This window comes from Klebsiella sp. 2680 (genome assembly GCF_900198535.1).
Classification (GTDB): domain Bacteria; phylum Pseudomonadota; class Gammaproteobacteria; order Enterobacterales; family Enterobacteriaceae; genus Klebsiella; species Klebsiella indica.
On record NZ_FZNJ01000001.1, the window covers coordinates 907,354 to 922,233 of the forward strand.

Annotated in this window: 14 protein-coding genes; 8 read left to right on the plus strand and 6 right to left on the minus strand. The window is 52.9% G+C overall.

The window, feature by feature from the left end:
• Nucleotides 1-5: 5 nt before the first annotated feature.
• The 4 genes from FN037_RS04355 to mntR all read right to left on the minus strand — a co-directional run bounded on the left by FN037_RS04355 (nucleotide 6) and on the right by mntR (nucleotide 4,259).
• The gene (locus tag FN037_RS04355; RefSeq protein WP_142501613.1) at nucleotides 6-1,382 is read right to left on the minus strand and encodes a glycoside hydrolase family 1 protein; all 1,377 of its coding nucleotides are present in this window, start codon (nucleotides 1,380-1,382) and stop codon (nucleotides 6-8) included.
• 152 nt (nucleotides 1,383-1,534) lie between these two features.
• Nucleotides 1,535-2,575, minus strand: coding sequence for an aldo/keto reductase (locus tag FN037_RS04360; protein WP_142501614.1), 1,041 nt, complete (start codon nucleotides 2,573-2,575; stop codon nucleotides 1,535-1,537).
• A 107-nt stretch (nucleotides 2,576-2,682) separates the two neighbouring features.
• Nucleotides 2,683-3,789 carry an SLC13 family permease gene (locus FN037_RS04365; protein WP_138360562.1) on the minus strand — a complete coding sequence of 369 codons (1,107 nt, stop codon included), beginning with the start codon at nucleotides 3,787-3,789 and terminating at the stop codon, nucleotides 2,683-2,685.
• On the minus strand, nucleotides 3,786-4,259 hold the full coding sequence (gene mntR / locus FN037_RS04370; RefSeq protein WP_138360563.1) for a manganese-binding transcriptional regulator MntR: 474 nt from the start codon (nucleotides 4,257-4,259) through the stop codon (nucleotides 3,786-3,788). Before mntR ends, FN037_RS04365 begins: the two co-directional genes overlap by 4 nt.
• A gap of 183 nt (nucleotides 4,260-4,442) precedes the next feature.
• On the opposite strand from mntR, the gene mntS reads away from it, so the two are divergent.
• Both mntS and FN037_RS04380 read left to right on the plus strand, forming a co-directional pair.
• On the plus strand, nucleotides 4,443-4,568 hold the full coding sequence (gene mntS / locus FN037_RS04375; protein WP_138360564.1) for a manganase accumulation protein MntS: 126 nt from the start codon (nucleotides 4,443-4,445) through the stop codon (nucleotides 4,566-4,568).
• Between the two features lie 266 nt (nucleotides 4,569-4,834).
• A complete protein-coding gene (locus tag FN037_RS04380; RefSeq protein WP_142501615.1) occupies nucleotides 4,835-6,412 on the plus strand; it encodes a phosphoethanolamine transferase in 1,578 nt (525 codons plus the stop codon).
• A 73-nt stretch (nucleotides 6,413-6,485) separates the two neighbouring features.
• Here FN037_RS04380 and ompX read toward each other — a convergent pair whose 3' ends face one another.
• Nucleotides 6,486-6,998 (minus strand): outer membrane protein OmpX, encoded by a 513-nt coding sequence (gene ompX / locus FN037_RS04385; RefSeq protein ID WP_138360566.1) that lies wholly within the window; start codon nucleotides 6,996-6,998, stop codon nucleotides 6,486-6,488.
• Between the two features lie 353 nt (nucleotides 6,999-7,351).
• Here ompX and rhtA point away from each other — a divergent pair, with 353 nt between their 5' ends.
• The 6 genes from rhtA (at nucleotide 7,352) to ybiO (ending at nucleotide 13,936) form a co-directional block, all read left to right on the plus strand.
• Nucleotides 7,352-8,257, plus strand: a complete 906-nt coding sequence (gene rhtA, locus FN037_RS04390) for a threonine/homoserine exporter RhtA (protein WP_138360567.1) — start codon at nucleotides 7,352-7,354, stop codon at nucleotides 8,255-8,257.
• A 217-nt stretch (nucleotides 8,258-8,474) separates the two neighbouring features.
• Complete coding sequence (gene dps / locus FN037_RS04395) at nucleotides 8,475-8,978, plus strand: DNA starvation/stationary phase protection protein Dps (protein WP_138360568.1); 504 nt, start codon at nucleotides 8,475-8,477, stop codon at nucleotides 8,976-8,978.
• 372 nt (nucleotides 8,979-9,350) lie between these two features.
• Nucleotides 9,351-10,097, plus strand: coding sequence for a glutamine ABC transporter substrate-binding protein GlnH (glnH, locus tag FN037_RS04400; protein WP_138360569.1), 747 nt, complete (start codon nucleotides 9,351-9,353; stop codon nucleotides 10,095-10,097).
• Between the two features lie 131 nt (nucleotides 10,098-10,228).
• Nucleotides 10,229-10,888: a glutamine ABC transporter permease GlnP gene (gene glnP, locus FN037_RS04405; protein WP_138360570.1), complete on the plus strand. Its 660-nt coding sequence runs from the start codon at nucleotides 10,229-10,231 to the stop codon at nucleotides 10,886-10,888.
• Nucleotides 10,885-11,607, plus strand: coding sequence for a glutamine ABC transporter ATP-binding protein GlnQ (gene glnQ, locus FN037_RS04410; RefSeq protein WP_138360571.1), 723 nt, complete (start codon nucleotides 10,885-10,887; stop codon nucleotides 11,605-11,607). The genes glnP and glnQ overlap by 4 nt, the downstream gene beginning before the upstream one ends.
• A gap of 106 nt (nucleotides 11,608-11,713) precedes the next feature.
• The gene (gene ybiO, locus FN037_RS04415) at nucleotides 11,714-13,936 is read left to right on the plus strand and encodes a mechanosensitive channel protein (protein WP_409513727.1); all 2,223 of its coding nucleotides are present in this window, start codon (nucleotides 11,714-11,716) and stop codon (nucleotides 13,934-13,936) included.
• On the opposite strand, the gene rlmF is transcribed toward ybiO, so the two are convergent.
• On the minus strand, nucleotides 13,931-14,845 hold the full coding sequence (gene rlmF / locus FN037_RS04420; protein WP_142501617.1) for a 23S rRNA (adenine(1618)-N(6))-methyltransferase RlmF: 915 nt from the start codon (nucleotides 14,843-14,845) through the stop codon (nucleotides 13,931-13,933). The two genes, ybiO and rlmF, sit on opposite strands and share 6 nt — an antisense overlap.
• Between the last annotated feature and the right edge of the window lie 35 nt (nucleotides 14,846-14,880).

Consider the following 14,880-nt stretch of genomic DNA (forward strand, 5'->3'; position numbering starts at 1 on the left):
CGCCGCTACATCTCTTCGCCGTTGCTGTGAATCACCCGTTTCAGCCACGCGTAGCTTTTCTTTGGTACCCGTTTAAGGTCTTTTAAATCATGGTTTTCGCGGTTGACGTAAACCACGCCATAGCGTTTACGCATATCGCCCTGCGAGCTGAGAATGTCGATAAGCCCCCAGCCGAGATAGCCGATCACCTGCGCGCCATCTTCAAAAATCGCCGCTTTCATGGCGTTGAGATGATCGCGGTGATAGGCGATGCGGTAATCGTCAGCAATTTGGTTTTCGCCATCCCAGGACTCAATAACTCCGATGCCGTTTTCAATCGGGAACACCGGCAGTCGCCAGTCGTTGTAGTAGCGGGTAATAATGGTCCTGAAGCCCAGCGGGTCGATCTGCCAGTCCCACTCGGTGGCCTTCAGATACGCATTCTTTTTATTGCCAAATCGCATGTAATCGTTCACCGGCGTGTCCGGCGGAATGAGATCGCTATCGAGAACCTTGCTGGCGTAGTAACTAAAAGCCAGATAGTCGACTTTTATCGTCGCCATCAGCGCCAGATCCTCCTCACGGTAGATATCATCAAAACCTTGTCGGGCGACAAAATGCATCACCTCCGGACTGTAGCCCTCTCCAGCGTAAGCCCGCAGCAGATTCTGATTGAAGAATTCATCCAGTTGTTGGGCGCAAAACATATCGCGCGGTTTGCAGGTCGCCGGATAGACCAGCGCATGGGCCAGCATCCCCCCCATCAGGCACTGTGGCTTAGCCTGATGCAGGTATTGCGTCAGATGAACATGGGCCATCATCACGTGATGCTGGATCTGATACAGCTCGCGGAGCGTTTTCTCTCCCCGCATATAGCCTGAGATCTGAAACGCGTCCGGCATATGATAAAGATTCTGCTCATTGAAGGTCAGCCACCACTTCACCTTGTCGCCAAAGCAGTCGATCATCTTCTTCCCGTAGCGAATAAAAGCGTCCATCACGCGGCGATCGGTGAAACCGTTGTCGCGTTCCGCCAGCGACAGCGGCATATCGAAGTGATACAGGCAGATCATCGGCTCAATATCGCGGGCGATCAGCGCATCAATAAACTGGTGATAAAAGGCGATCCCTTCGTCATTGAACTCACCATCACCTTGCGGGCAGACGCGGCTCCAGGAAATCTGAAAGCGATAGCAGTTCATGCCCAAATCCTGCATAAGGTCGAAATCTTCCCGGTAACGGTGATAAGCGTCGGTGGCCACCTTCCAGTCGGAAGCAAACTCTGCAGGCGGGCGGATATCGTAGACCGACATCCCCTTACCGCCCTCGTTCCACGCCCCTTCGGTTTGCATACTGGAAACTGAATTGCCCCATAAAAAATCGGTCGGCAGTGTTTTTTTCATCACCTTCACCTATATGACTAGTCATTTTAATTTAATGACTAGTCATATAGGTGAGAAACGATCGCAACGCAAAATCTGCGTTCGATTTTTGTGAGCACAATAGATAAAAAAGCCGGATCGCGATATTCACGATCCGGCTTGCGGAGAGAAGATTACTGTTGTGCGAGCTGATTGCGGCGGTATTCCCCCTGGCGCTCCAGCATCCAGCCCGGATACTCTTGCGGCAGCGCGCTAACCTTGTCCAGTTGCTCCAGCTCAGCATCACTCAACGCAATGGTGGTCGCCGCAAGGTTATCGGCCAGTTGCTCCGCACGCTTCGCGCCAATAATCACGCTACTTACCACCGGCTGATGCAGTAGCCAGGCCAGCGCAATTTGCGCGACCGAAACGCCTTTAGCGGCGGCGATGTCACGCATCACATCGATACAATCAAAAGCGCGATCTTTATTCACCGGCGGGAAATCAAATTCCTGACGACGCCCGCCGCTTGCCGACTGCCCGTTACGATCGTACTTACCGCTGAGCAGTCCTCCCGCCAGCGGGCTCCAGACCATCAGGCCCAGCCCTTCGCTCTGCATCATCGGCGCCAGCTCGCGCTCAAGATCGCGTCCGGCAATGGTGTAGTAAGCCTGTAAAGAAGCAAAGCGCGCCAGCCCCAGGCGTTCGGAAATCCCCAGAGCTTTAACGATCTGCCAGGCCGCCCAGTTAGACACGCCGATATAGCGGACATGCCCCTGCTGCACCAGACTATCCAGCGCATACAGCGTCTCTTCAATGGGCGTCGCCGGATCAAAACCGTGCAACTGGTAAAGATCGATATGGTCGAGCTGCAGGCGACGCAGGCTCTCTTTCACGCTGCCGATAATGTGATAGCGCGAACTGCCGCGCGAATTGACACCCGCAGTCCCGGTTTCGCCAAAGACTTTGGTCGCCACGACAACATTTTCACGCGGCACTTTCAGGTTTTTCAGCGCCTGGCCGGTAATCTCTTCCGAACGCCCTTCCGAATAGATGTTAGCGGTGTCGATAAAGTTAATGCCCGCATCCAGCGCGCTGCCCACCAGTTGCTCTGCTTCCGCCTGACGCAACTGGCCCACTTTCCCCCACAGACCACCTTCCCCCCCGAAGGTCATCGTTCCCAGGCACAGTTCTGAGACAAAAAGGCCGGTGTGACCCAGTTTTTGATAACGCATAGGACTCTCCTTAATCAGGATGGTTAACCTCAGAAGAGAGTTATACCCCTGAGTCGGAGTACGCGAATGGGGCGTTTCTGTCTGTTTCTTGCCCAATTCTCTGAAAATCAAATCTGCAGCAGAGCATACCCCACCAGCGCCGCCCACAGCAGCATCGGTACAGAGTAGAGATGGAAACGCCACCAGATACGGCGATCGCCCGCCATTCGCAGCGCGATCAGATTCGCCAGCGAACCGGGCAGCAAGCCAAAGCCGCCCACGTTAACCGCCCACGCCAGCAGTACCGACGGGGGAACATAGTGAAGCAGCAAAATGGTGGCCGGGACATTGCTGATAAACTGCGACAGGCCAATCGTCGTCAGCCACAATCCGCCTGTCGGAAGTTGCGCAACGCCATTGAGCGTATGCTGTAAAACCGGGAGTTGGATCAGCAGGTGCACATCAATAAACATCACTATAAAGACCAGCAGCAGCGTCCAGTCAACGTGGATAATCACCGCCCGCGCCAGCAGCAGAAACCCCAGCGCAACGATTGCCAGCCCCCACAGTTCCTGCTTGATCTCTAGTGCCGCCAAAAAGGCCAGATACAATGCCAGACAGCTCCAGACCAGCGTCGGCTGCCATGAAGGCGCCCTGTCACGACTCTGATAGCTGAGATGCTTAGGGGGAAAACAGAACCAGCACAGCGCCAGCAGGGTAATCATCATCGCCGCGGCCAGAGGCAGCATCTGACCGATAAAAGCCGGAAATGAGAGGCCGGAGCGCCCCCACAGCAGGATATTTTGCGGGTTACCAATAGGGGTTAATAAAGACCCGGCATTCACCGCCAGCGCTTCGAAAATAATCAATCGACTGGTCGGAATCGCACACCACTTTTTGAGTGTTAACGTCAATGGCACGACGATAAACAGCGCCACATCGTTGGTTAAGAAGGTGGAAAGCAGCGCGGCGGCCAGCACCATAAAGATGGCCAGTTGGCGTTCGGTCACAAAGCGGCGCGCCATTTTACGGCCAAGCACATCGAAATAGCCGCTCAGTTCAATGCCTTTGGTCAGTAGCATCAGCCCGCTGAGGGTGATAATGGTATGCCAGTCAATGGCATGCGGCCAACGCCCGGGAGCAAACGGGACAAAGACGCTTAAAACAATGCCGACAATTAGCAGCAGATGTAAAAAGCGGTCGCGCAGCAGCGACTGAACAAAGGCGAGGTTCATTCTCCCTGCGGCCCCTGCCTGAGGGTAAATTGCTTAAACATTTCCAGCGTCTCTTCGCTAACGTGATGCTCCATCCCTTCCGCATCGCGACGGGCAATTTCCGGGCTCACGCCAATCACCAGTAAAAAGTTTTCCACAATCTGGTGACGTTCGCGGCTCTCCTGCGCCAGCTTCTCACCCTCCGGCGTTAAAAAGATCCCCCGCCACGGGATCTGTTCGATCAGCCCGACGCTGGCCAAACGTTTTAACATCTTTGCAACCGTTGGCTGCGACACCCCAAGACGCGCGGCCATATCCACCTGGCGGGCTTCCCCCACCTCCAGAATCAGATCGGAGATCAGTTCGACATAATCATCAATCAGCTCGCGACGATGCGCCTCACGCACCTGGCGAAATCCCTCAACATGTTCTTCAACATTCACTAACTGCGTCACTTTTTTTGTTATTGGCTTACCTGCGCGACGGTTCATTGTGCTTCCTCATTCCTGTGACGCATCAAGCATCATATAAAAGGATCCCCATTGTAATGGATCGCGCACAGAGAACAAAAAATTAACGTTTTAGCCATAGCTATAAGATATAGCCTGTGCTATATCTGTATGTAATACACACATTGCTTCAGGGAGTGAAGGGCGAGTTCACAGGAGGTTGTTATGAACGAATTCAAGAGGTGCTTAAACGTGTTTACTCATTCTCCTTTTCAAGTTCGCTTAATGCTTATCGGTATGCTGTGCGATCTGTTCAACGGTAAAGCCCCGCAGGATAAACCGGGTAACTAACGCGGCGTCGCGGTACGCCGCTTTATTTTTTATCATCCCGTCACGTCAAACTGTCTGATTACTCAGCACTTCAGCGACTTTTTTCAAGTTTTGTAAGCGCCCTCCCAAAACAATCCCTTATGAAGAGTTGATCTTAATATTCGCAGAACCTATCTTTTGTCAGCCCTGCCACTACTGCGGCTCGCAGAGACCCTCTTCACGCATTGTCCAGCAGGTTTCTCCCCCTGATGCCAGGAGATGCACATGGCTCTTTTTGATTGTTTATTATGAATGTCACAATAAAAGAAACGCTGGCCGCTCGCGGGCTGATGCCAAATCCATGGACAGGATTCTACTTTTTACAATCCCTGTTGATTAACCTGGCGTTTGGCTACGACTTTAGCCTGCTCTATACCGTCGCCTCTACCTGCGCCCTGCATCTGCTGTGGCGACGCTTTCCGCGCGCGCAAAAAGTCGCCATCGGCTTCTGGTCGCTGCTGGCGGCCATATACTACCCTTTTGGTCAGGCCTACGGCGCGCCGAATTTCAATACGCTGCTGGCGCTGCATGCCACCAATATTGAAGAGTCCACCGAGATCCTGACCATTTTCCCGTGGTACAACTATCTGCTGGCTGTGTTTATCTTTGCGCTCGGGGTCATTGCCGTGCGCCGTAAACCGGAAATATCAACGCGCTGGGGTAAAATGGATACCCTGGGGCTGCTGTTTTGTATCGGTATTTTCTTCCTGCAGCCTGTGCAAAATCTTGCCTGGGGCGGCGTCTTTAAGGTCATTGATACCGGCTACCCGGCCATACGCTTCATTAAAGATGTGGTGGTCAATAATAATGAAGTGCTGGATGAACAGGCGCGGATGGCGCGACTGGCAAACATGAAAGATAGCTGGCACGTGCTGGCGGTAAAGCCAAAATATCATCTGTATGTTGTGGTTATCGGGGAGAGCGCGCGACGCGATGCGCTCGGCGCTTTCGGCGGCCACTGGGATAACACGCCGTTCGCCAGTTCAGTCAACGGCTATTTGTTCAATGACTACATCGCCGCCAGCGGCTCAACGCAGAAATCTCTCGGTTTAACCCTCAACCGGGTCGTTGATGATAAACCGCAGTATCAGAATAACTTTGTCAGCCTTGCCAACCGCGCGGGTTTTCAGAGCTGGTGGTTTTCCAATCAGGGGCAGATTGGCGAATACGATACCGCGATTGCCAGTATCGCCAGACGTGCGGACGAAGTACAGTTTCTCAAAAACGGGGATTTTGAAGCCAATAAAAATAGTCAGGATACGCAGTTATTAAAGCTAACCGCGCAGGTGCTTGCCGTCCGTCGCCCTCAGCCGCAGTTGATTGTCCTGCATTTGATGGGCTCACACCCCCAGGCCTGCGACCGCACCAAAGGCAAATACACGGCTTTTGTGCAGTCGAAAGAGACATCGTGCTATCTCTTCAGCATCACGCAAACCGATTCGCTGCTCAGCAAACTCTACGACCAGTTGCAAAACTCAGGTGAAACCTTCTCAATGACCTATTTTTCCGATCATGGTCTGGCGTTTAAAGAACGGGGAAAAAAGGTGCAGTACCTGGCGCACGATGATAAGTACCAGCAGAACTTTCAGGTGCCGTTTATGGTGCTCTCCAGTGATGATAAATCCCACAAGATCATTAAAGCGCGACGTTCCGCCAATGACTTTCTCAGCTTCTTCTCACAGTGGACCGGGATTAGCGCAGAGGAAATTAACCCACGCTATCGTTTTATTTCCGAACAGCAGGCCGGACCAACGTACATCACCAACTTCCAGTTGCAAAAAGTGGACTATAACCATCTGGATACCGATGCGTTTACCCTTAACTAAGCCGCCTCAGCCGCGAACAGGCAAAAAAAATCCGCCCAACGAGGCGGATTTTTTCATCACCGATGTGAGGTGATTAGAAGCGGTAACCGACGCCAGCGATCCAGGTGCCAACATCAACGCTACGAATGCGAGACTGCTCATAGGAGAAGTCCAGCGCAACGTTTTCGATCGGGTTGAACTGCAGGCCCGCACCGTAAGAGAAACCGTAGTCGCTCATATCAGATTTATTCGGGTAGCTGTTATCCTGGAATTTACCGTAACCAACGCCCACGACGCCGTAGATGCTTGCCCAGTCATTCAGACGGTAAGCCGGACCTGCGGTGATACCGTAGTACTGGCCTTTTTTGTAAACGCCATCTTCGGTACGATCTTTTTCAGTGTAGGTAAAGGAACCGATAACGCCCAGCGGGTTGTTGTCTTGCTCGTAGCGATATTTCAGGTTGAAGCCCGATGCTTTATTCGCTGCACCCTGCATATCGCTCTGCGCGTAACCACCGGTAACGGTAGACGTTGCAGCGTAAGCAGTGGTGCTTACGGACGCAGCCAGAACAACGGCCAGTGCTGAAAAACGTGCAATTTTATTCATAACCACCTCAAATGTGTTTCCAATAAGTCCTAAGCTTTAAATATAACAAAAACTTCTGGGAAACTCTTTTCACTTTACATTGTCTAAAGCGCTTTTTCCTGTAACTAAAGATTTCCCGGTTTCGATAACAATCTGGAATTTAACTCTTTTTAGCGGATATTTTGCTATTAAACCCCGCTAAACGTCGGACATGCATCCAGATTATTCCTAATCCTTTGGTCAATTTATCTTCGTAATTCCTCGTATTGTACTGCTTTCATCGCCTTATTTTTCAACATTAGCTCAACCGCCGTCGGGTATTTCCATTACACTGGGGTTTTTACTCCATTTGACAAAATCTGACAGGAGAAAGGATGCCCCGCTCGTCTCGTAAAGTACCGGCCTGGTTGCCGATACTGGCTATTTTTATCGCCATGCTCTCTATCCAGAGTGGCGCATCGCTGGCCAAATCCCTGTTTCCGCTCGTCGGTGCGCCTGGCGTCACCGCCCTACGTCTGGCGCTTGGAACCTTAATCCTGGTGACGATCTTCAAACCCTGGCGTCTTCGCTTTGCCCCTGAACAGCGTCTGCCGCTGCTTCTGTACGGCATTGCGCTGGGAGCGATGAACTATCTGTTTTATTTGTCAATTCAACGGATCCCGCTGGGCGTTGCGGTGGCGCTGGAGTTTACCGGGCCGCTGGCGGTGGCGCTCTTTGGCTCTCGTCGCCCGCTCGACTTTGTGTGGGTGGTTCTGGCAGTGCTTGGATTGTGGTTCCTGCTGCCGCTGGGGCAAAACGTGACGCAGATAGATCCGCCTGGCGCGCTGCTGGCGCTCAGCGCAGGCGCCTGTTGGGCGGTTTATATTCTGACCGGACAGCGGGCCGGTGCAGGGCACGGGCCCGCCACGGTATCGATGGGGTCGCTTATCGCTGCGGTCATTTTCGTGCCGATGGGAATGATACAGGCCAGTGATACGCTGTTTCAGTGGGCGTTGTTGTTGCCCGGACTCGGGATCGCTATTTTATCTACCGCGCTTCCTTACTCGCTGGAGATGATTGCCCTTACCCGTTTGCCCAGCAAGACGTTCGGCACCCTGATGAGCATGGAGCCCGCTCTCGCCGCGCTTTCCGGGATGCTGTTTCTTGGCGAAACGTTGACGGCTTCCCAGACGCTGGCGCTGGGCGCGATCATTCTTGCTTCAATGGGTTCCACGCTGACCATGCGCCGGGAAACAAAAATCAAGGCGGTAGATATCAACTCGCCACGAGATCCTCTGTAATAGCTGAAAGCAACGCGGAGCACATAAATGCAATAAACTGATTTATAAATAAAAAATTACATTTTGCAGACTGTCTCTATCGAACTGATAGAGACTACCGCCCCTGCAAAGTTCATATCCGTTGCTATACTTAAACCCGTAAGTTATTGGGATGAGACACTCCGCATAATTCAAATTTGAAGTATGACGAGTACAAATATCAAGAGGATATGACACTATGAGTACCGCAAAACTGGTTAAAACGAAAGCAACGAATCTGCTCTATACCCGTAACGACGTCGCTGATAGTGAGAAGAAAGCGACCGTTGAGCTGCTGAATCGCCAGGTGATCCAGTTCATTGACCTGTCGCTGATCACTAAACAGGCTCACTGGAATATGCGCGGTGCAAACTTTATTGCCGTTCATGAAATGCTGGATGGTTTCCGCACTGCCCTGGTCGATCACCTTGATACCATGGCTGAGCGCGCTGTACAGCTTGGCGGCGTGGCTCTGGGAACCACGCAGGTCATCAACAGTAAAAGTCCGCTCAAAAGCTATCCGCTCGATATCCATAACGTCCAGGATCATCTGAAAGAACTGGCCGACCGCTATGCCATTGTTGCCAATGATGTGCGCAAAGCCATTGAGGAAGCAAAAGATGAGGATACGGCTGACATCTTCACCGCCGCATCCCGTGACCTGGATAAATTCCTGTGGTTCATTGAAGCCAATATTGAGTAATGCCAACTGCCGTCAGCATCGCTGGCGGTTTTTTTATTTCCCCCACCCCGCAATGCACTGTTTTAGTGCCCTCCGACAACCGCAACCGGCGTCAAAGTAAATCAATTGTAATAATAACCTCACACAATCGTTATAATAAGATTGTTTTAACACCATGAATTGCGTTAAAAATAGTCTGATTATGCGAGATTCTTATGACGCACCAAAATAGAGCCCCAGTTTAGTGCAATTACTCTTACGGGTTATCAAAACTGTGCAACAGGATTAATCCTGGTTGTTATAAAACAATAAGTTGTAAAACTGGCATGATTTTTTCATATAAGAGTACTTGTTCTCGCAGGGGATCGTCCCGTGGATAAAAAAGGAAATGCTATGAAGTCTGTATTAAAAGTTTCACTGGCTGCACTGACCCTGGCTTTTGCGGTTACTTCTCACGCCGCTGATAAAAAACTGGTTGTCGCTACCGATACGGCATTTGTGCCGTTCGAATTTAAACAGGGCGATAAATACGTTGGTTTCGACATTGATCTGTGGGCGGCTATCGCCAAAGAACTGAAACTGGATTACACCCTGAAGCCTATGGACTTCAGCGGCATCATCCCGGCGCTGCAGACCAAAAATATCGACCTCGCGCTGGCGGGGATCACCATTACGGACGCACGTAAAAAAGCGATCGACTTTTCTGATGGCTACTACAAAAGCGGCCTGATGGTAATGGTTAACGCTAATAATAACGACATTAAAAGCGTTAACGATCTGAACGGTAAAGTGGTTGCCGTGAAGAGCGGTACAGGCTCCGTTGACTACGCAAAAGCCAATATTAAAACCAAAGATCTGCGTCAGTTCCCGAACATTGACAACGCCTATATGGAACTGGGTACCGGTCGTGCCGATGCTGTCCTCCACGATACCCCGAACATTCTTTATTTCATCAAAACGGCTGGCAACGGCAAGTTCAAAGCGGTAGGTGAATCTCTGGAAGCGCAAAGCTACGGTATCGCCTTCCCGAAAGGCAGCGACGAACTGCGTAACAAAGTGAACGGCGCGCTGAAAACGCTGCGTGAAAACGGCACTTACAACGAAATTTATAAAAAATGGTTTGGTACTGAACCTAAATAATAATCAGCATTTCTCTTCCTGGCCTGCTATGGCCGGGTAGACCTGGAACTTACCGGCGCTACCCGTCAGCAGGCCTGAATAGTTTCCCCAGAGATTTTCTTCTGTTTTCAACACGGTAACAGGAACACATTATGCAGTTTGACTGGAGTGCCATCTGGCCCGCTATTCCTATTCTGCTGGAAGGCGCCAAAATGACGCTGTGGATTTCCATCCTCGGCCTGATCGGCGGTCTGATAATCGGCCTTGTGGCTGGCTTCGCTCGCTGTTTCGGCGGCTGGATAGCTAATCACATCGCCCTGGTGTTTATCGAAATCATTCGCGGTACCCCGATTGTGGTGCAGGTGATGTTTATCTACTTCGCCCTGCCAATGGCGTTTAACGATCTACGCATCGATCCCTTCTCCGCAGCAGTGGTCACCATCATGATCAACTCCGGCGCCTATATTGCGGAAATTACCCGCGGCGCGGTACTGTCGATCCATAAAGGTTTTCGCGAAGCAGGCCTCGCGCTGGGTCTTTCTCGTCGGGAAACCATCCGTTACGTGATCCTGCCGCTGGCGCTACGCCGTATGCTGCCGCCGCTGGGCAACCAGTGGATTATCAGCATCAAAGATACCTCGCTGTTTATTGTCATCGGCGTCGCTGAACTGACCCGTCAGGGGCAGGAGATCATTGCCGGTAACTTTCGCGCGCTGGAGATCTGGAGCGCGGTGGCCGTTATCTATCTGATTATCACTCTGGTGCTGAGCTTTGTTCTGCGTCGTCTTGAAAGAAGGATGAAAATCCTGTGATTGAATTTAAAAACGTTTCCAAACATTTTGGCCCAACTAAAGTGCTGCATGATATCGATCTGAAGATCAACCAGGGTGAAGTGGTGGTGATCATCGGGCCTTCCGGTTCCGGTAAATCGACCCTGCTACGCTGCATTAATAAACTGGAAGAAATTACCAGCGGGGATCTCATCGTCGATGGTCTGAAGGTCAACGATCCGAAAGTCGACGAGCGCCTGATCCGCCAGGAGGCGGGGATGGTGTTCCAGCAGTTTTATCTGTTCCCTCACCTGACGGCATTGGAAAACGTCATGTTCGGCCCGCTGCGGGTTCGCGGCGCGGATAAAGCGGCGGCAGAAAAACTGGCGAAAGACCTGCTGGAGAAAGTGGGCCTCGCGGAACGCGCGCACCACTATCCTTCCGAGCTTTCCGGCGGCCAACAGCAGCGCGTCGCCATTGCCCGCGCGCTGGCGGTAAAACCGAAAATGATGCTGTTTGATGAACCGACTTCCGCGCTGGACCCTGAACTGCGTCACGAAGTTCTGAAAGTGATGCAGGATCTGGCCGAAGAAGGCATGACCATGGTCATCGTCACCCATGAGATCGGCTTTGCCGAAAAAGTGGCTTCGCGTCTGATCTTTATCGATAAAGGGCGCATTGCGGAAGATGGCGATCCGCAGGTGCTGGTCAACAACCCGCCAAGTCCCCGTCTGCGCGAGTTCTTGCAACACGTCGCCTGATGTTCAATGGCTCTCTCCAGTCAGGGGAGAGCCGCTTTCCGTTTCCGGAATCATCTCAGCCCTTTTCTCCAGACATCGTCTTCTATACTTAACGGTTTGAGACACAATGGAGGGGATTGTGGCGCGGATTCTGTTACTGCTCACACTGCTATTCACCCTGCCGCTATCGGCCGCGACGCAGCCAGCGGTTCCGGCAAACACGGCTGACCAGTCCAGCAGTAGCGAACCCGATCTCGCGCAGAAGAAAGCCGCTTACGCCGCGCTGGCCGACGTGCTCGAAAATGCCGACGCCCGACAGGAGCTTATCGACCAGTTACGTAAAGCCGCCGCCACGCCGCCTCCGGCCAGCGCGCCGACGTTAACGCTGCCAGAGGAAGAAGATAAGACCACGGTGCTGGAAAACGTCACCCACATCAGCCGCGAATACGGTGCAGAGATCTCGTCACGCTTCTCGCAGTTGTGGCGCAACATCACCGGCTCTCCGCACAAACCTTTCAATTCACAAACCTTCACCAACGCGGCCTGGCATTTTTTATTGCTGGCCGGACTGGTCTTTGCCTTCTGGTGGCTGGTGCGCCTCGCCGTCCTGCCGCTATACCGCAAAATCGGCCACTGGGGACGACATAAAAATCGCGAACGACGTAACTGGCTCCAGCTCCCCGCCACCATCGCCGGCGCTTTTATCTGTGACTTGCTTCTGCTGGCGGTAACGCTGTTCATTGGTCAGATTTTAAGCGAGCACCTTAATGGTAATAATCCCACCATCGCCTTCCAGCAAAGTTTGTTTCTCAACGCCTTTGCCCTGATTGAGTTTTTCAAAACGCTTCTGCGGGTAATTTTCTGTCCACAGGTCCCGGAACTACGCCCGTTTACTCTCAGCGATGAGACGGCGAAATACTGGAACCTGCGCCTTAGCGCACTAAGCAGCCTGATTGGCTACGGGCTGATCGTCGCCGTGCCGATTATTTCCAATCAGGTCAACGTTCAGTTTGGCGCGCTGGCCAACGTAATTATCATGCTGTGCATTACCCTGTGGGCGCTATACCTGATATTCCATAATAAAAAAGCGATCGCTCAGGAACTTATCCAGCTTGCCAACCGCTCTCTGGCCTTCTTTAGTCTCTTTATCCGCGCCTTTGCCCTGGTCTGGCACTGGCTGGCCTGCGCCTATTTTATCGTGCTGTTTTTCTTTTCTCTCTTCGACCCCGGCAACAGCCTGAAATTTATGATGGGCGCGACGCTGCGCAGTCTGGCAATTATCGGCGCCGCCGCGCTGGTCTCCGGCGTACTCTCGCGCTGGATTGCAAAAACCATCACCTTGTCGCCGGAAACCCAGCGCAACTATCCGGAACTGCAAAAACGGCTTAACGGCTGGCTATCCGCATCGCTGAAAGCCGCACGAATTCTGACGGTCTGCGTGGCGATTATGCTGTTGCTTAGCGCGTGGGGACTCTTCGATTTCTGGCAATGGCTCCATAACGACAGCGGGCAAAAGGCAGTGGACGTTCTTATTCGCATCGCGCTGATCCTGTTCTTCTCGGCGATCGGCTGGACGCTGCTCGCCAGTCTGATTGAAAATCGACTGGCATCAGACATTCATGACCGCCCGCTGCCCAGCGCCCGCTCCCGGACGCTGCTGACGCTCTTACGCAACGCGCTGGCAGTGGTGATCAGCACCATTACGGTGATGATCCTGCTCTCCGAGGTGGGCGTGAATATCGCCCCGCTGCTGGCGGGTGCCGGTGCGCTGGGCCTCGCTATCTCTTTCGGCGCGCAAACCCTGGTCAAAGATATTATTACCGGTATTTTTATCCAGTTTGAAAACGGCATGAATACTGGCGATCTGGTGACGATCGGGCCATTAACCGGAACGGTGGAACGGATGTCGATTCGCTCCGTCGGCGTGCGCCAGGATACTGGCGCTTATCATATTATTCCGTGGTCTTCGATAACCACCTTTGCTAATTTCGTTCGCGGTATTGGCTCAGTGGTCGCCAACTATGACGTCGACCGACAGGAAGATCTGGATAAAGCCAGTCAGGCATTAAAAGAGGCGGTAGCGTGCGTGATGGCCCAGGAAGAGATTCGCGGACTGATCATTGGCGATCCCGCTTTCGCCGGGCTGGTTGGCCTGAGCAATAATGCCTTTACCCTGCGAGTCACCTTTACCACCCTGCCGCTGAAGCAGTGGACGGTACGCTTCGCCCTCGATACCCAGGTGAAAAGGCAATTCGACCGCGCGGGCGTGCGGGCACCGGTACAAACTTACCAGCTACTGCCTGCGCTCACGCCAGACGAGCCGCCGGCCCCCACAGCGCCGACGTTATAAAGTCCGCCGACGTCTGGCGTCGTCCATAAAGCTCCAGGCGATAAAACGGCTTTGCTTATTGCCCTGCGCCATCTCTTTTTTCACCACCTTCACCGCACCGACCTCAGTCAGGGCGCGGTAGAGCGGCGGCAGATTGTCGCCGCGGGAAACCAGCGAAGTAAACCACTTCACCTGTCGGCCAAACTGCTGGCTTTCCCGGATCATCTGGCTAATAAAGGCCACTTCGCCCCCCTCGCACCACAGCTCCTGCTGCTGGCCGCCAAAGTTCATCGCGCCATCTGCGCCCAGGCCCAGATTGCGGCGTTTACGCTCGCCGCCCGCCTGCGCGCTGGCAGCAGAATCATGAAATGGCGGGTTACACAAAGTTGCATCGTAGCGTTCGTTTTTATGGATAATCCCCGTCAGAATCGCTTTTTCATCTTTTTGGCGACGCAGGCGAATCTGGCGAGTCAGCCCAGTATTACCGTTAACGATAGCCTGCGCGCTGGCGAAAGCTTCAGCATTCACTTCGCTACCGGTAAAACGCCAGCCGTATTCGTGCGCGCCAATCAACGGGTAGATGCAGTTTGCGCCAACGCCGATATCAAGAATGCTGGCATTCGCTGGGATCGTTTCGCTATCCAGCGCCAGCAGATCGGCAAGATGATGAATATAGTCCGCCCTGCCCGGCACCGGCGGGCAGAGAAAGCCGTCGGGGATATCCCAGTATTTCACCGCGTAAAAGTGCGCCAGCAGCGCTTTATTCAGCGCCTTTACCGCCAGCGGACTGGCAAAGTCGATGGTCTGCTCTCCCAGAGGATTAAGGATGATAAAGCGCTGTAGCTCAGGGTAAGTCTGGCACAGCGCGGGCAGATCGTAGCGTTGGTGATGACGGTTACGCGGATGTAACCCCGGTTTCTGGGCTTTCATGGCAATCTCCTTTGGACAGCCGCGTAAGATACCCG